The sequence below is a fragment of the Dyella halodurans genome (genome assembly GCF_026283925.1).
GTDB lineage: Bacteria > Pseudomonadota > Gammaproteobacteria > Xanthomonadales > Rhodanobacteraceae > Dyella > Dyella halodurans.
The window spans coordinates 123216-139236 of the sequence record NZ_JAPDPF010000009.1 but is presented as its reverse complement, the minus strand read 5'-3'; the positions used below and the strand labels follow the sequence as shown (position 1 = coordinate 139236).

The window sequence follows — 16021 nt, the reverse complement described above, 5'->3', positions numbered from 1 at the left end:
CGCGGAACTCCGGCGCCGATGCTCAGGGCTTGCCCAGCGACGCAAAGCTTGCGGGAGCGATTGCATACACCACGTCGACGCCGCTTGCCCTGACCGCCTCCAGCAGCATTTGCGCCTGCGCCTCGCTGAGCAGGAATTCCACCTTCACGGCCAGGTCGTCCGCCAGCTCGAAGAACTGTTCTTCGCGCAGTACGCCGTGCCGCCCGAAGCCACACATGGCGCGGAACGCCGAGCCTCCGCCGATGCCGCTCTTCTTGGCCCGCTCAAGCAGCCACTCGTACATCAGCACGCCGTCGTGGCGGGCGCGCGTATGGCAGTAAAACGACAGTTGCACACCCTGCTGCAAGGCTTCCTGGTTCATACCTCCTCCGAATGAGTCAGAGCCCCCCTAGCTGCGCAACAGCGCGCGGGTAAGGGCGATGCCGGATATGGTCAGTGCGATGGAACCCACCAGATGCATGGCCACGTGTCCGCCGAACCACAGGTATTGCTGGCGCAGCAGGAGCGTGGTCGATTCGGCCGAAAACGTCGAAAACGTGGTGAGGCCGCCGAGAAAGCCGGTGGCGAGAAACAGGCGCAGTTCCGGCGGCAGGGTCTGGAAATGGTCGAACAGGCCGAGCACGACACCCATCAACAGGCCGCCAACGAGATTGGCGGCGAGCGTGCCCAGGGGCAGGGTGGGAAAGAGCGGGTTGAGCATCACGCCCAGGCCCCAGCGCAGCCAGCAACCCAATACGCCACCCACGCCTACGGCAATAAATCCGGTGTAGCCCACGTCGTTCGTCTCCCAAGCAAGTCAAAGGACTTCCGGAAACAGGGCCCACGCCTGCGCCCCGGAAGCTCCGGTGGTGCAGGCATCATCAACCCGAAGGTGGTTTGCCCTTCCGCGTGTCATCCAAGCTCGGAGCCAACGCGAGGGCGGGAGGCATGCCATCTCCCCGTGGGGCGCCATGCTAGCCGATGCATGCCCGATCGTCATGATGGCGGCCATGGGTGAGTCGCAGGTCGGCTCAACAAGATGCGGCGAACCCTCACGCGCAGCCGTGATTCAAATCAAGGCGTGACGTCCTGGCGGTACTAGGTTTTCCGTGCCCCTTCAGAGGAAGCCTTGTTATGCACCCGATACTGCATGCCGTCTTATTGGAACCGGTGGGCTGGCAGGCCATTGGTGGCAGCATCATCATGGTAGGGACGGGTATCGCGGTTGGCCTGTTCGTACGCAGCAAGGTGCGCGAGCAGGAACGCGAAAAATAAAGTCGGGACGGCGCCGCCAGCCGCTTGTCGGCCGCAGGGCGATGGGTCCCTGGCTTTAGCCGTTATCGGTGCGCTGGGCTGACGCCCAGGGCCGGGGCTTAACGTGAGACGCGCCTCGAAACGGCCAGTCGTCATGATTCGTGGGCCCTGGGGCGCCGCTATACTCGGCGCTCTCCGCCAGCTGTGCCATGCTCATGACCTCACCTCAGCGTCCCATACGGCGCAGCCTGCCGTGGCTGCTCGCGGGATTGTCGATGATCGGCCCGTTCTCGATCGACGCCGTCTTTCCGGCGTTTCCCTTGATCGGCGCGCGCTTTGGCGTGGACAGTGTGGGCTTGCAGCAGATGATCAGCGTGTATCTGATCACCTATGCGGCGATGAGCCTGTTTCACGGCGCCATTTCCGACGCCATTGGGCGCAAGCCGGTGATCGTCGCGGGCATGCTGGTGTATGCCTTGGCCTCGGCCGGTGCCGCGCTGTCCACTTCCTACGGCATGTTGCTGGCTTGCCGTGCCCTGCAAGGCATGTGCGCCGGTGCAGGCCTGGTGGTGGGGCGGGCCATCGTTCGCGACAGCCTGGCGGGGGCGGCGGCGCAGCAGCTGATGTCGCGCGTGATGATGATCTTCAGCGTGGCGCCCGTGATCGCGCCGATCGTTGGCGCGCAATTGCTGTTCCTCAACGGTTGGCACGGTATTTTCTGGGTACTGATGGGCTTCACCCTGATGCTGGCCCTGGCCTTGATCCTGTTTCTCGACGAGTGCCATCCGCCCGAGGCCCGGACCCCTTTCCATCCTCGAACGCTGGTAGGTGGCTATCTGGAATTCGGCCGGGATCGCCACTTCTGGCCGTTGCTGATTTCCTGTTCGGTGAACTTCGCCGGGTTGTTTCTGTATATCTCGTCGGCGCCCCATATCATCCGGGACCTGTTGCACCTTTCCGCCCAAGGATTTCCGTGGTTGTTCCTGCCGGTGGTGACGGGGCTGGCCGTTGGCGCCTGGTTGTCGGGTCGGTTGGCCAGTCGACGCAGCGTCGCGTTCACGGTGAACCTGGGTTACGGCTCCATGCTCGCCGCCTGCGCGTTTCATCTGCTCGCCGCGCTGGTGAGTCGCGAGCCTACGCTGCCGTGGTCCATGTTGCCCCTGGTTTTGCACGGCATCGGCGTGCAGCTGGCGTTCCCGACCTTGACCCTGTTGTTGCTGGATCGCTTTCCGCACCGGCGCGGCGGTGCTTCATCGGTGCAGGCGTTTGCCAGTCTGCTGCTGTGCGCTTTCGTTGCCGGCGTGATGTCGCCGCTGCTGTCAGGCCACATGCTGTATCTGGCGCTTGGGGCGAGCCTGCTCACCGTGATTGGCTGGTTCTCCTGGCGCTGGTATCACGCCATAACGCGGCGTCCGCTGGCGGCGCAGCATCTGGGGCCGACGGTGGAGACGGAGCTGCAGACGGAGATCACCGAGCCGCGCTAGGAATCAGCGGAAAACGGGAGCCCCACTTTCATCCAGAAGCTCCCGCGCGATCAACCAAAGTCGCGCATTCGCTGCATCCTGCTCAAACCACGCCTGGGCCGACCCCAGCCGGAACGAATAGCCCCAGGCATCCATGTCCGTCATCAGGCGCTGGCGGCCTACGCCGGGCAGTTCGTCGGCGAGCACGATCTGCAGGTAGCAGGTGGCGTCTTCCTCGTCGATCGAGTCGGTGGCATCGGTGTGCACGGAGGCGCGCCGCTCGTCGGGCAGCACGATCAGGTGCCCGGCCTCATGTAGTAGTGAGTGCACCGGCGTGTCGTCGCGGGCGTAAACAGTCGTGCCGATGATGCCGGCTTCCTCGTCACCCCAGAAGCTGCCGGGAATCGGGCAGCCAGGCGCCACCCGCGCCAGGCGCAGCCCATAGCGGGCCAGCAGCGCCGCTGGCGTGGCGAAGCCGAGTTCGCCCAGGCGCATCACGCTGGCTTCGTCGACGGGGGAGGATGAGGGCAGGGACATGGCGATAAAGGTCGCCGCCGGGCGGCGGCGACTCGTCGTGCGAATGACGGCGCAGGCAAGGCCTGCGCCGTGGTATCAGCCAGCCTTGGGCTGGGCGTGGTCGGGCAGGGCTACCGAAAGCTCGAGGATCTCGTGTCCGCTGTCGCGCTCGACGTTGATATTGATGGCTTCGAGGTCGACGTGGACGTATTTCTTGATCACTTCCAGCAGCTCGTTGCGCAGCAACGGCAGGTAGTCGGGGGCGCCGCGGGTGGAGCGCTCCTGAGCCACGATGATGCGAAGACGCTCCTTGGCGACGACAGCGGTGGGTTCCGGCTTGCGCTTCAGGAAATCAAGAATACCCATCGCGATTAGCCTCCGAATACGCGCTGGAAAAAGCCCTTCTTGGGCGCGTCGAGGAAGCGCAGGGCACGTTCCTCGCCGAGTATGCGGGCCACCGTATCGCCATAAGCCTGGCCGGCGAGCGAGTTGTCGTCGAGGATGACCGGCACGCCTGCATTGGACGCGGCCAGCACGTTCTCGGACTCGGGGATCACGCCGACGACGTTGATGCCGAGGATTTCCTCGACGTCCTTGACGCTAAGCATCTCGCCCACGGCCACGCGCACCGGGTTGTAGCGGGTCAGCAGCAGGTGCTGCTTGATCGCGCCCTCGCCGCGCTCGGCGCGACGCGTCTTGCTGGCGAGCAGGCCGAGGATGCGGTCGGAGTCGCGCACCGAGGAGACCTCGGGGTTGACCACCACCACGGCGTGATCGGCGAAGTACATCGCCAGATGCGCGCCCTTCTCGATACCGGCCGGCGAATCGCAGACGACGTAGTCGAAGCCTTCCTTGCCGAGATCCTCGAGCACCTTCTCGACGCCTTCCTGGGTCAGGGCGTCCTTGTCACGCGTCTGGCTGGCGGCCAGCACGTACAGGCTGTCGTAGCGTTTGTCCTTGATCAGGGCTTGCTTGAGGGTGGCTTCGCCGTGCACGACATTGACGAAGTCGTACACCACGCGCCGCTCACAGCCCATGATCAGGTCGAGGTTGCGCAGGCCGACGTCGAAATCGATCACCGCGACTTTCTTGCCGGCCATGGCGAGGCCCGTGGCAAGCGAGGCGCTGGTGGTGGTCTTGCCGACGCCGCCTTTGCCCGAGGTGACAACGATAATCTCAGCAGTCAAGGCTCATCTCCGCGTAGTTCTTTCTAATAGTAGGTAACAGCAAGCAAGCGATCGTCACAGCTTGGCGATCAGCAGTTTTTCACCTTCGAGCCAGCATTGCACAGACTGGCCTTCGAGGTCTTTCGGAATTTGTTCGAATACCCGGTAGTGCCCGGCAATCGCCACCAGTTCGGCGCGGAAGTCCGAGACGAAGATGCGTGCCTTCTCGTCGCCCTGGGCGCCGGCCATGGCGCGACCGCGCAGGCCACCATAGACATGGATGTTGCCGTCGGCGATGACCTCGGCCGCGTTCGCGATGACGCCGGTGACGATCAGGTCGCGGTCACGAGCATAAATCTGCTGGCCTGAACGTATCGTGCCGTCGTGATGCATGGCGCCCAGCGACGGCGCGGCGGGCTCCGGCGCCTGCTTGCGCACGGGCTCCGCGGGGCGCGCGGGTTCCGCCGTGGCCGCAGGCGGTGCCGGCGGCGCGATGCTGCCGCCGTCGGCAGGCTCATAGGCGGCGCGAAACTTGGCGATCAGCGGCAGGCCCATGCGTCGCGACAGCGCTTCGACTTCGCTGGTGCCGTAGGCCAGGCCGACCGGCAGCATGCCGGCGCTGCGCACGGCTTCCAGCAGCGCGTCGACGGTGCCGTCGTCGGGCAGATCGCGCAGATGGCTCAGGTCCAGCACGACCGCGGCGCGGGAGAACAACTGGGGCGCCGAGCGCACGCGGCGCTCCAGCTCGTCGCAGAGGGCGGCGGCGTCGACGCGGCGCACGCGTACATTGGCAATGCCGACCTGGCCGAAGCGCAGGTCGCAGGCGTCTTGATTATCCATTCGCGCATTCATGGGTGACGCTTCCCAGCCAGGCGGCGCTGGGGGGCATCAGGGGTCGAAGGGCGCTGGCGCTCGGCCAGCCAGGGAACGTCGGGCAGGCCGTCGTGATCGAGATAGGTTTCGCGTACGAACGCGTAGCTGGGCAGGTCCTTGGCCAGCAGGCTGACCTGCGGGCCGTCGGCGCCCATGCGTTGCTGGCCGACTTCCTGGAAGCCGTAGGTGCCGTGGAACAGCACCACCACGTCGTCGCGTGGCTCCAGGAACACCTCGCAGGTCAGCAGCGGCACGCGCACTTCGGCATAGCTGTTGACGTCGCAATAGAAGATGCGACCCAGGCCATGGCGGCGATAGGCGTTGGCGATGACGATGCGGTCGATGTAGAGGAACTGCGGATAATGCTCGGAGAACCAGCAGTAGTTGGGACTGTCGTAGGCGCTGCCTTCGCGCAGCGCAATCAGGAACCCGGCGAGATGGCCATCTATCTCGGCCACGCGGAAATAGTCCGCATGGTCGTAGAAGTAGCGCAGCTGAGCCGCGTCAAGGGCGAGGATGGTGCGGCCGGCGGCGTTGTTGAGCGCCAGTACGGCATCCAGGTCGTGCTCTCGCACGTCGCGGATGGCAAGGGCCATTCGTTGCTCCGCTTTGTGTGGTTCGAGGACAAGACCGGTGTTCGGCCCCGCGTGACGGGCGGCATTATGGCACGCGGCGACGGGCCGCACATATCACGGCGCACCATGTAAAACCTTCGTAAAGCGCGAGCTGCCATGGCTTTTGGCAGGGTAGGGGCAATGACTTCTCACGCATTGCACCACGACGGCGCCTGGCTAATGATGCCGGGTATGACATGGTCCAATATCAATCACATCCGCTTACTTCGTTATGCCGGGTTGACCACGTACCTGTGCGTGGCGCTGCCGCTGCTGCCGGGTAGCTGGAGCCTGGCGCAGGTCAACTCCTGGTGGAGCAACCCGGATATTTCCGGCTGGATTTTTTCCTACCTGACGTTCGGCGTGACCTATCTGTTGCTGACCCGTCGATCGAGCGTGACCCGCCAGACCGGACTTCCCCCCGTCCTGCGGCTGATCGGCCTGGTCATCCTGACGGGCTCGGCCATCGCCATGGGCTGGTTCAGCCAGAGCGGCCTGTCCGCCATGTTGATGCTGGTGATCGCGGTGGTGCTGCCGTGGCAGCTGCCCGTCGGGGCGGGCCTGCTGTGGATGCTGATGCAGAACCTCATGCTGATACCGATCATCGCCAGCTATAAGGGCTGGACCACGGTCACGGCCATCCTGCAGGTATGCATGTATCTCGGCATTTCGGCGCTGGTGTTCTTTACCTCGATGATCGCCAGCCTGCAGGCGGAGGAGCGTGAGGTTCAGCGGCGCCTCAACTCGGAGCTGCGCGCGACCCGTGCCCTGCTGGCCGAGTCCACCCGCATCGCCGAGCGCATGCGCATCGCGCGCGACCTGCACGACTTGATTGGCCATCACCTCACGGCGCTGAGCCTCAATCTGGAAGTGGCCAGTCATTTGACCAATCCGCAGGCCGCCGAGCACGTCCTGAAAGCCCAGGCCACGGCTAAGCACCTGCTCTCGGACGTGCGTGAAGTGGTGAGCGAGTTGCGCCAGGACGATGCCATCGACCTGACCCAGGCCTTGCGCAGTCTGATCGAGGGCGTGCCCGGACTGAATGTGCAGCTGGATACGCCGCCGCGCTTCAGCGTGGAGGACCCGCGCCGGGCGCAGGTGCTGCTGCGTTGTGCCCAGGAGATCATCACCAATACCGCCCGCCATGCCGCTGCCCGCAACCTGTGGCTGCGCTTTGACTACGTCAACGCCAACCTGCTGGAGCTGGCCGCGCGCGACGATGGCCGCGGCGCGACGAATTTTCGGCCGGGCAACGGCCTCTCGGGCATGCGCGAGCGGCTGGCCGAGTTTGGCGGCAGCGTGATGGTGGACCCGGCGCTGCATCAGGGGTTTGCGCTCACGGTGCGCCTACCCTTGGGGGAGGCACCCGAGCTGGCGCATACCCCGTCGCGGTTCGAGCCGCCCGCTTTGGGCATGCTGTGAATGGGGTCCCCACTACCCCTGGCTCGTGCCAAAATGAACTGCTTGGATAGCAGCATCGTTCTTCCCCGTAGCCCGTGGGCATCGCACATGGGCCACCATTGCTTCGAGGATCCGCGATGATTTCCGTCTGTCTCGTCGACGACCAGAACCTGGTTCGCCAGGGTGTCCGTTCACTGCTGGATCTGGCGGAGGACATCCGCGTGGTGGCCGAATGCGCCGATGGCGCCCAGGCCGTGCAGGATATTCCGCGGATCAAGCCCGATGTGGTGCTGCTGGACCTGCGCATGCCGAACATGAGCGGCCTGGAGGTGCTGCAGGCGCTGTCTGCACGCAACGAACTGCCGCCTACCATCATTCTTACGACCTTCGATGACGACCAGCTGGTGCTGCAGGGCCTGAAGGCCGGGGCGCGCGGCTACCTGTTGAAGGACGTGTCGCTGGAGCAACTGGTGGAGGCCGTGCGTACCGTGGCTGCCGGTGGCTCCCTGGTGGCGCCCATGGTCACCCAGCGTTTGCTGGCCGGCGTCGGGCGGATGCAGAACCAGTTCACCAGCCTGGAGCAGCCCGATCCGCTGACCGAGCGCGAGACCGAGATCCTGCGCCTGCTGTCCGGTGGCTATAGCAACAAGGAGATCGCCAACTCCCTGAAAGTGGCGGAGGGCACGGTCAAGAACCATGTCTCCAACATCTTGTCCAAGCTCGGCGTGCGTGACCGTACCCGGGCCGTCCTGAAGGCGCTGGAGCTGGGCATCGTCTGATGTCCGGCGGGGCCTGCAGGGGGCCTGCGCCATACCCAGAAGAATGGCCGTTAGGCAGTCTTTACGGCCCGATAGCGTTCCTGCGCGCGATTAAGTACCATCGGAGGCTTCGGCGCTGGCCGACCCCCTGTCACGATGCGATTCTTCGGGAATCTCCCGTGGCTGGCCGGTCCCCGGCGACTGCCTTGTGCCGTAGACAGAGAGACGTGCGGAGAACCCTGGAATGATGCGTGTTCTTGAATTTATTGTTGCCCTGATCATCGTTGCCGTGGTGGCCGTGGTGGTGGGCTTGGTTATGCCTGGCAGTGGCCATGTGGAAAGGTCGCTGGTCGTCGGCAAGGACATGCGTCAGGTCTATGACGTGCTGAACAACCTCCGTCGCTTCCCGGAATACTCCGTGCAGCGCCAGTACGACCGGAACATCAAGTACGACTTCTCGGGCAAGGCCTATGGCCCGGGTGCCGAGCTGACCTGGACCGGTAGCGACCCGAAGGTCGGTAGCGGCAAGCTGACCATCGCGTCGGCCGACCCGAGCTTCGACAAGGTCGACTCCACCGCCAAGAAGGCTTCCATCGTCTGGAACGTCGACAACGACTGGCGCGGCAACGACAAGCACTTCACCCTCGACCTCGATCGTCAGGGCAGCCGCGGTCAGCTGACCAAGATCACCTGGTCGTATGACGTCGACTACGGCTTCAACCTGATCAACCGCTACGCCAACCTGTACATCCACGGCGACCCGGACGCGTTCATCCAGTTCACCCTGAATGACTTGCAGAACGTGCTGGCTTCGGTGCAGAACGTCGATTACAGCAAGCTGATCCCGTACATCGAGCAGACCCAGCCCACGCCAATGCTGCTCGTGTCCTCGTCGATCGAGCGCAAGGGTGGTCTCGAGGCCCTGAACGACGCGACCGACAAGGCCGTCAGCCAGATCCAGGCTGCCGCCAAGAAGCTTGGCGTGAATGTGGTGGGTCCGCGCGTGATCTTCACCACCAACTATGGTGATCAGACCTATACCTTCGACGTCGGCATGCCGATCAGCGCGACCAGCTTGAACGTGGCTGGCCAGACCGTGGAGCTGGCCCCGGCCAAGGCCCCGGACCTGGCGACGACTGCCGAGGCCGGCACCAGCGCCAATGCTGCCGCCAGCACGCCGGAGAACAATGCCCCGGGTGGTCATGACCGCTTCGGCCGCCTGATCGTCGACGACAACGTGCGCGCCTTCCTGGCCTTCGGTGGCCCGGCCCTGAAGGCCGTGTGGAACGGTACCGCCGCTGGCGTGCCGCAGACCCGCGACCTGCTCAAGGCCTATGCCCAGACGCACGGCTACAAGTTCGACGAAGTGGTGAACCGCTTCTACGACATCGAAGCCAAGCCGGAAGTGAAGCAGGGCGACGAAGTGAAGAGCTACGCCGAGTTCGACGTCTACCTGCCGCTGAGCTCCGCTCCGGACCAGACCCCGGAGCAGGAAGCCGGCATCAAGCCGCCGAGCCTCGACGACAGTGGTGACCAGGCACCGGCCGCTTCCGGCACCGCCGCCGCTCCGGCCAGCGCCAGCACCGCAAAGTAAGCCGGCCTCCTACGGCGGTTTATCGAGAAGGCCCTTCCCCGTGAAGGGCCTTTTCATTTTCGCGAGCCCGTCGCCGGGGTGTGGTCGAACTTTTCGGTTACATTGCGGGTCGACCGTCGCTGGACGACCCGGCGGCACGCTTCGTGCGAAGCCCGCGCTCTGACTTCGACTGGACATGATCGAAACCGAACAGCTCACCCGACGCTATGGCAACCTGACCGCGGTGGATGCGCTCACTATTCGCGCCGAGCCTGGCCAGGTCCTGGGCCTGCTGGGCCCCAATGGTGCCGGCAAGACCACCGCCATGCGCATGATCGCCGGTTTCCTGGAGCCCAGCTCCGGCACGGCGCGGGTGTGCGGCCACGATGTCCGCAAGGAGCCGCTGCAGGCCAAGCGCGCCCTGGGCTACCTGCCGGAAGGCGCGCCCAGCTATGGCGAGCTGACCGTACGCGAATTCCTCACCTTCATCATCCGCATTCGCGGCCTGCGCCATGACGCCGGCTATCGCCGCTTCGAAGAGGTGGTGGCGCGCTTGCAACTGGAAAGCGTGCTGGACCAGTGCATCGATACGCTGTCGAAGGGACTGCGGCGGCGTGTCGGCCTGGCGCAGGCAATCCTGCATAACCCGCCGGTGCTGATGCTCGACGAACCTACCGACGGCCTCGATCCCAACCAGAAGCACACCGTGCGTCAGTTGATCGACGCCATGGCGCGCGAGCGCACCATTCTCATCTCCACCCATCTGCTGGAAGAGGTGCATGCGCTGTGCAATCGCGTGGTGATCATCGCCAACGGCCGTCTGCTGGCCGATGCCACGCCGGCCGAGCTGGAAGCGCGTTCGCGTTATCACGGCGCCGTGTCGTTCAGCGCGCCGGGCAGCGGCGTATCGCAGGAGATGTTGGGCCGCCTGCCGCAAGTGGCGTCGATCGAAGTGGATCCGCTCGATGGGCGCATCACGGTGTTCCCCCGGGCGGGCGAGCGCATTCTTGAGCCGGTGGAAACCTTGTTGCGCCAACAGGGTTTGGAAGTGTCGGAAATTCAGTTGGAACGTGGACGTCTCGACGAGGTGTTCCGCAACATCACCACCAGCGCCGAGGGCAGGGCATGAGTCCGGTTGCGGCGGTGGTGCGGCGCGAGCTGCGCAGCTATTTCGTGACGCCGGTGGCGTATGTGTTCCTGGTCATCTTCCTGGTGCTGGCTGGCATCCTGACGTTCTATGCGGGTGATTTTTATCAGCGCGGGCAGGCCGATCTGCAGCCGTTCTTCGTGATGCATCCCTGGCTTTACCTGGTGCTGGTGCCAGCGGTGTCGATGCGCATGTGGGCCGAGGAAGCGAAGGGCGGCACGCTGGAGTTGCTGCTCAGCCTGCCGCTGACCCTGGCGCAGGCCATGCTGGGCAAGTTTTTTGCGGCCTGGCTGTTCATCGGCCTGGCCCTGCTGCTTACGTTCCCGATCTGGATCACGGTGAACTATCTGGGATCGCCGGACAACGGCGTGATCCTCGCCAGCTACGTTGGCAGCTGGTTGATGGCAGGGGCGTTCCTGGCCATCGGCGCCTGCCTGTCGGCGGTGACGCAGAGCCAGGTGGTGGCCTTCGTGCTGACCGTGGTGGTGTGTTTCCTGCTGATCCTGGTGGGTCAGCCGCAGGTGCTGGAATTTTTCCAGGGGGCGCTGCCACGCCGGCTGGTCAACGCGGTGGCGCATCTGAGCATGCTGCGGCACTTCGAGGCGATCTCGCGTGGCGTGCTGGATCTGCGAGATCTCGTGTACTTCCTGTTGAGCATGGCCTCGTGGCTGACCGCCGGTGTGCTGGTGCTCGATCTCAAGCGGACGCCCTGAGCCATGGCGCGCCTGCACTTGAGTCGACGTACCATCCTGCTGACCGCGCTGGCCTTGCTGGCAATCGGCTTCGTGACGCTAACGCTGGCCAGTAGCCGCTGGCTGCGCCTGGGACGGGTGGATCTCACCGCGGACCATCTTTACACGCTCACGCCGGGCACCATCCACATCGTGCGTGGGCTGCGTGCGCCGCTGAAGCTCACGCTGTATTTTTCCGAACACGCCACGCGCGACCTGCCGCAGTTGCGCAGTTACCAGCAACGCGTCAGCGAGATGCTGCAGGAGATGGTCGCGCGATCGCATGGGCGCCTGCGCCTGCAGATCGTCGATCCCGTGCCTTACTCCGACGACGAAGCCAGTGCCGAGGGGTATGGGCTGACGCCGATCAGCGGTGGCACCAATGGCGAGCGGGTGTTTTTCGGCCTGGTCGGCAGCACGCTGTCACCCAATGCCGATGCGGATAACGATGGCGACGGCGATGGGCATCTGCCCGGCAAGACCTTGGCCATCCCCTTGTTCGATCCGTCGCGCGAGACGTTCCTCGAATACGACATCGCGAAGCTGCTGTATGAGCTGGACCAGCCGTCCAAGCCGCGCGTCGGCCTGATCAGCAGCCTGCCGGTGCAGGGCAATCCCGTGATTGGCGAAGAGCCATGGACGGCAATGCGTCAGCTGGGCCAGCTGTTCGAGATCAAGACCCTCGATCCCACCAAGCTGAAAGGCATCGATAGCGATATCCAGGCGCTGCTGCTGGTCCATCCCAAGCATCTGCCGGCAGATACGCTCTACGCGATCGACCAGTACGTGTTGCGCGGTGGCCACCTGGTGGTGTTTGTCGATCCCTTGGCGGAGATGGACAACACGCCATTCGTGAACAGCAGTGGCGTGACCGACGACCACGATTCCGACTTGCCTAAGCTGTTTGCGACCTGGGGCGTGCAATACGATCCACAGAAGGTCGTGCTCGATCGCTCGCGGGCGTTGCGCATCGAGCTGGCCGACAACAGTTCGATGAGCCACCCGGCCATGTTGGGCCTGGGACAGCAGGAGCTCAATCACGACGATGTGATCACCGCCAGCCTGCAACGGGTCAATGTGTCCAGTAGCGGCTTCTTTGATCTGTTGCCCGGCACTTCGTCGCGCCTGTTGCCGCTGATGCAGACCTCGACCGATGCCCAAGTCGTGTCGAGCCAGCGCGTGCGCGAGTCGATCAGCAATCCCGCCAACCTGCTGGACAATTACAAGCCGGACAACGCCCACTATGTCATCGCGGCGCGCCTGCGCGGACAGTTCGCCAGCGCCTTCCCGGAGCGTGCGGGTGAGACTGGCCATCTGGCGACATCCGGTGATGGCGCCGAGGTGATCCTGGTGGGCGATACCGATCTGCTCAGCGATCGCCTATGGGTGTCCTATACGCAAAGCATGCTGGGGCAGCCGCAGCTCAGCGCGCTGGCCAACAATGGCGACTTCATCACCAATATCGCCGACAACCTCAGCGGTTCCTCGGCACTGTTGTCCATCCACGGGCGGGTCAGCTCACAGCGTCCGTTTACCCGGGTGTTGGCCTTGCAGAGCGTGGCCGACCAGAAATTCCTGGCCAAGAAACAGGAGTTGCAGCGCGAGCTGGCCGTGACGCGCAGCCGTCTCAGCGAGCTGCAGCCGGCCAAGGCCGCGCGTAGCGATGGGGTCAGCGCGGAGCAGCGCAGCGAGATCGAGCAGTTCCTGCAACGCCAGCTGGAAATCAACAAGGAATTGCGCAATGTGCAGCACCAGTTCAACGCAGAGATCGATGCGCTGGGACTGCGCCTGAAGTTCATCAATATCGTGCTGGTGCCCGCCCTGGTGGCCCTGGTGGGACTGCTGTACGGCTGGCGCCGTTCCATGCGCAGCCGGCGCCGGGTCTAGGATGGAAGGGCGCCGGCATGCGGGCGGCAATCTGTCGCAGGGCAGTGATCCAGGGACGACGGCTGCAAGGGATTATGCTGGGAGATCGCCGGTGAGTCGGCCCGGGTCTGATCAATGATGGCAAGCGTGCTCAAGTGGATCGTGCCCTGGGAATTCTCCTGGGTGTTCCTGCTGATCTTCGTGACCTGCGGGGTGCTCTACCTGCGTGGCGCACGCCGTCTGCCGGTGAGCGTCGGTCGCCAACTGGCGTTCTGGATCGGCATGGCGATGATCTACGTGTCGCTGCATACCTATCTGGATTACTTCTTCGAGCATGAGTTTTTCATGCATCGCATCCAGCAGGTGCTGCTGCATCACCTGGCGCCGCTGTTGATCATCGCCTCCTATCCGGGCTCGGTATTGCGCAAGGGCTTGCCGTTGGGCTGGCGCGTGCGCCTGCTGCGACCGGTCCTGCGCTCCTGGCCGTGGCGCCTGTTCAGCGCCGTCTTGTTGAATCCGGTGGTGGCGACAGTGCTGTTCGTCGCCTTCATCCTGATCTGGCTGGTGCCGTCGATGCAGACGCTGGCCATGCTCGACTGGCGCATCTATCGCTTCATGAACTGGTCGATGCTGGTCAGCGGCTTCAGCTATTGGTGGCTGGTACTTGACCATCGTCCACGGCCGCCGGGGCGCATGACGCCGGGCATGCGCGTGCTGTCCCCGGGCATCACCATGACGCCGCAGATTCTCGCCGGCGCCATTGTCACGTTTTCCAAGACCGACCTTTATCCGATCTTCGAGATCTGCGGCCGCGCCTTCACCTTCAACGTGCTCACCGCGCAGCTGGTGGGCGGCGTGATCATGTGGGTGCCCGCCGCGATCATCGAATCCATTGGCGGTTTGCTGGCCATGCGCCAGTGGCTACGCCTGTCGCGCAGCGGGCGCATTCGCCGCAAGCCGCGACCAGCGAGGCGTGGCGCACGGCCGGCTCCGGTATCTGTCACGCAGGACTAACGTTTTATTGTAGGAGCGCACCCAGTACGCGACGAGCCTACGTAGCGGTGATGCCGTGATCGCGCACTGGGTGCGCTCCTACAACGAGCCATCTCGCCTAGTGGGCGTGCTCCGCGCCAGCACCGATATCCGTGGCATTGGCCGGACGCGCAAGAAAATCGACATCCAGCTTGCTGCCGTCGCCAAAGACCAGGGCCAGCTTCACCTTGTCGCCGGGCTTCACCGCCGAGGCGGCCTTCATCAGCATCAGGTGGTAGCCGCCAGGTGCCAATGACGCCTTGCCATGGGCAGGGACGACAAGACGGTCCACCGCGTTCATGCGGCCCATGCCGCCTTCCGTGCTGCTCTGGTGCAGCATGACGCTGGCGTAGTTCGTACTCTCGGCGCCGCGCAGGCTGGCCGGCTGGTCGCCCGTATTCTCCAGCGTCACGTAAGCACCCGCGGGCAGGTCGCCGGGAAGGACGCGAAGCCACGCCTGACTCGCGCGGATGTGTTCCGCTTCGGTGGCATGCACGCCGCCGGCCAGCAGGATGCCGGCGAGCAGCAAGGGCAGGGAGCGCGTGACAGGCAAGCGAAAGCTCATGAGGACGCTCCCATGCTCAGCAGCAGGTGCAGGTCATGCACCAGGTCGTCTTGCGGGTTGCCCGGGGTTGCCAGCAGTCGTGCCTTGCCGTCGCGGTCGAACACGTAGATGGCCGAGCTATGGCTGACTTCGTACTGCCCGTCGCCCTTGTCGGGTTCACGGGTGAAGGCCGAGCGGTAGCGCTTGCTCAGGGCCTCGATCTCGCGTGGTGCGCCGGACAGGCCGACGGCGCGGGGGTCGAAGGCATTCACGTAAGCGTGCATCACGTCGGGCGTATCTCGCGCGGGGTCGACGCTGACGAACAGGATGCGCGCGCCGTCGGCCAGCGGACCGAGGCGCTGCATCACGACATGCAACTGGGCCAGGGTCAGCGGGCAGACGTCCGGACAATGCGTGTAGCCGAAATACAGCACGACGACCTTGCCGCGATAGTCCTGGCCGGTGACGGGCTTGCCGTGGTCGTCGACCAGCTTGAAGTCCAGGTCCGGCATGTGACCCGTGACATTGGTGAGCCGCCACGGCACCGACTCATCACGGTTGCAGCCGACCAGCAGCAGGCTTCCAAGGATCAGTGCCAGCAGCCACACGAGGCGGCTGGCGCGGCGTAGCTTCGTGCGAGAATCGATGCGAATCATTCCGTCAGCATACGATACCGGCCGCCCTGGCGGCGCCCGCCACGCCGAGGAACTGCAGACCATGCGACAAACTGTCTCCGTCACTGGCGTGCTGATTGGCCTGGCCGGCGCCACGGCCGTCTTGCTGGGCGCCTTCGGGGCCCATGCCTTGCGCGACGTGCTCGACGCGCGCGGCAGCGAGTTGTGGCATACCGCCGTGAGTTATCACTTCTGGCATGCGCTCGCGCTGGCCTTGAGCGTGGCCGTCGCTCAGGGGCGCGCGCGGCGCGTGGCGACCGTCGCGTTCTCGCTTGGCATCGTCGTTTTCTGCGGCAGCCTGTATGCGCTCGCGCTGGGCGCGCCACGCTGGGTCGGCGCCATCACGCCCCTCGGCGGCGTCGCCTTTATCGTCGGTTGGATGGCACTGGGCATGGCGCTGGGTTCTGCAGCCCGGCGCGACGCACGCTGA

19 protein-coding genes and 1 riboswitch are annotated in these 16021 nt (G+C 64.6%); of the genes, 10 read left to right on the top strand and 9 right to left on the bottom strand.

The window, feature by feature from the left end:
- Positions 1-22: 22 nt before the first annotated feature.
- Together OUZ49_RS17420 and crcB are read right to left on the bottom strand one after the other, a co-directional pair.
- Entirely contained in the window at positions 23-361 is a 339-nt protein-coding gene (locus tag OUZ49_RS17420) for a DUF190 domain-containing protein (protein ID WP_266151879.1), read from the bottom strand.
- A 27-nt stretch (positions 362-388) separates the two neighbouring features.
- On the bottom strand, positions 389-775 hold the full coding sequence (gene crcB, locus OUZ49_RS17415) for a fluoride efflux transporter CrcB (RefSeq protein ID WP_266151878.1): 387 nt from the start codon (positions 773-775) through the stop codon (positions 389-391).
- A 69-nt stretch (positions 776-844) separates the two neighbouring features.
- A riboswitch (Fluoride riboswitch) is annotated at positions 845-947 on the bottom strand.
- A gap of 166 nt (positions 948-1113) precedes the next feature.
- Between crcB and OUZ49_RS17410 the strand changes: the two genes are divergently transcribed.
- The gene (locus OUZ49_RS17410; RefSeq protein WP_266151877.1) at positions 1114-1254 is read left to right on the top strand and encodes a hypothetical protein; all 141 of its coding nucleotides are present in this window, start codon (positions 1114-1116) and stop codon (positions 1252-1254) included.
- A 194-nt stretch (positions 1255-1448) separates the two neighbouring features.
- On the top strand, positions 1449-2717 hold the full coding sequence (locus OUZ49_RS17405) for a multidrug effflux MFS transporter (RefSeq protein ID WP_266151876.1): 1269 nt from the start codon (positions 1449-1451) through the stop codon (positions 2715-2717).
- 3 nt (positions 2718-2720) lie between these two features.
- Here OUZ49_RS17405 and OUZ49_RS17400 read toward each other — a convergent pair whose 3' ends face one another.
- The 5 genes from OUZ49_RS17400 to OUZ49_RS17380 all read right to left on the bottom strand — a co-directional run bounded on the left by OUZ49_RS17400 (position 2721) and on the right by OUZ49_RS17380 (position 5847).
- On the bottom strand, positions 2721-3233 hold the full coding sequence (locus OUZ49_RS17400; protein ID WP_266151875.1) for a hypothetical protein: 513 nt from the start codon (positions 3231-3233) through the stop codon (positions 2721-2723).
- Between the two features lie 75 nt (positions 3234-3308).
- Positions 3309-3578 (bottom strand): cell division topological specificity factor MinE, encoded by a 270-nt coding sequence (minE, locus tag OUZ49_RS17395; RefSeq protein ID WP_266151874.1) that lies wholly within the window; start codon positions 3576-3578, stop codon positions 3309-3311.
- A 5-nt stretch (positions 3579-3583) separates the two neighbouring features.
- Entirely contained in the window at positions 3584-4399 is an 816-nt protein-coding gene (minD, locus tag OUZ49_RS17390; protein WP_266151873.1) for a septum site-determining protein MinD, read from the bottom strand.
- A 54-nt stretch (positions 4400-4453) separates the two neighbouring features.
- Positions 4454-5230, bottom strand: coding sequence for a septum site-determining protein MinC (gene minC / locus OUZ49_RS17385; RefSeq protein ID WP_266151872.1), 777 nt, complete (start codon positions 5228-5230; stop codon positions 4454-4456).
- Positions 5227-5847 (bottom strand): GNAT family N-acetyltransferase, encoded by a 621-nt coding sequence (locus tag OUZ49_RS17380; RefSeq protein WP_266151871.1) that lies wholly within the window; start codon positions 5845-5847, stop codon positions 5227-5229. The genes minC and OUZ49_RS17380 overlap by 4 nt, the downstream gene beginning before the upstream one ends.
- 210 nt (positions 5848-6057) lie before the next feature.
- Here OUZ49_RS17380 and OUZ49_RS17375 point away from each other — a divergent pair, with 210 nt between their 5' ends.
- The 7 genes from OUZ49_RS17375 to OUZ49_RS17345 all read left to right on the top strand — a co-directional run bounded on the left by OUZ49_RS17375 (position 6058) and on the right by OUZ49_RS17345 (position 14355).
- Entirely contained in the window at positions 6058-7287 is a 1230-nt protein-coding gene (locus OUZ49_RS17375; RefSeq protein WP_266151870.1) for a sensor histidine kinase, read from the top strand.
- Between the two features lie 116 nt (positions 7288-7403).
- Positions 7404-8045 carry a response regulator gene (locus OUZ49_RS17370; protein WP_026635939.1) on the top strand — a complete coding sequence of 214 codons (642 nt, stop codon included), beginning with the start codon at positions 7404-7406 and terminating at the stop codon, positions 8043-8045.
- A 223-nt stretch (positions 8046-8268) separates the two neighbouring features.
- The gene (locus OUZ49_RS17365) at positions 8269-9618 is read left to right on the top strand and encodes an SRPBCC family protein (protein ID WP_266151869.1); all 1350 of its coding nucleotides are present in this window, start codon (positions 8269-8271) and stop codon (positions 9616-9618) included.
- A 175-nt stretch (positions 9619-9793) separates the two neighbouring features.
- Complete coding sequence (locus tag OUZ49_RS17360; RefSeq protein WP_266151868.1) at positions 9794-10726, top strand: ABC transporter ATP-binding protein; 933 nt, start codon at positions 9794-9796, stop codon at positions 10724-10726.
- The gene (locus OUZ49_RS17355) at positions 10723-11457 is read left to right on the top strand and encodes an ABC transporter permease subunit (protein ID WP_266151867.1); all 735 of its coding nucleotides are present in this window, start codon (positions 10723-10725) and stop codon (positions 11455-11457) included. The genes OUZ49_RS17360 and OUZ49_RS17355 overlap by 4 nt, the downstream gene beginning before the upstream one ends.
- A 3-nt stretch (positions 11458-11460) precedes the next feature.
- Positions 11461-13362: a GldG family protein gene (locus OUZ49_RS17350; RefSeq protein WP_266151866.1), complete on the top strand. Its 1902-nt coding sequence runs from the start codon at positions 11461-11463 to the stop codon at positions 13360-13362.
- 114 nt (positions 13363-13476) lie between these two features.
- The gene (locus OUZ49_RS17345; RefSeq protein ID WP_266151865.1) at positions 13477-14355 is read left to right on the top strand and encodes a cytochrome c oxidase assembly protein; all 879 of its coding nucleotides are present in this window, start codon (positions 13477-13479) and stop codon (positions 14353-14355) included.
- Between the two features lie 97 nt (positions 14356-14452).
- On the opposite strand, the gene OUZ49_RS17340 is transcribed toward OUZ49_RS17345, so the two are convergent.
- Together OUZ49_RS17340 and OUZ49_RS17335 are read right to left on the bottom strand one after the other, a co-directional pair.
- Complete coding sequence (locus tag OUZ49_RS17340) at positions 14453-14938, bottom strand: copper chaperone PCu(A)C (protein ID WP_266151864.1); 486 nt, start codon at positions 14936-14938, stop codon at positions 14453-14455.
- Positions 14935-15573 carry an SCO family protein gene (locus tag OUZ49_RS17335; RefSeq protein WP_266151863.1) on the bottom strand — a complete coding sequence of 213 codons (639 nt, stop codon included), beginning with the start codon at positions 15571-15573 and terminating at the stop codon, positions 14935-14937. The genes OUZ49_RS17340 and OUZ49_RS17335 overlap by 4 nt, the downstream gene beginning before the upstream one ends.
- 61 nt (positions 15574-15634) lie before the next feature.
- Here OUZ49_RS17335 and OUZ49_RS17330 point away from each other — a divergent pair, with 61 nt between their 5' ends.
- On the top strand, positions 15635-16021 hold the full coding sequence (locus OUZ49_RS17330) for a DUF423 domain-containing protein (RefSeq protein WP_266151862.1): 387 nt from the start codon (positions 15635-15637) through the stop codon (positions 16019-16021).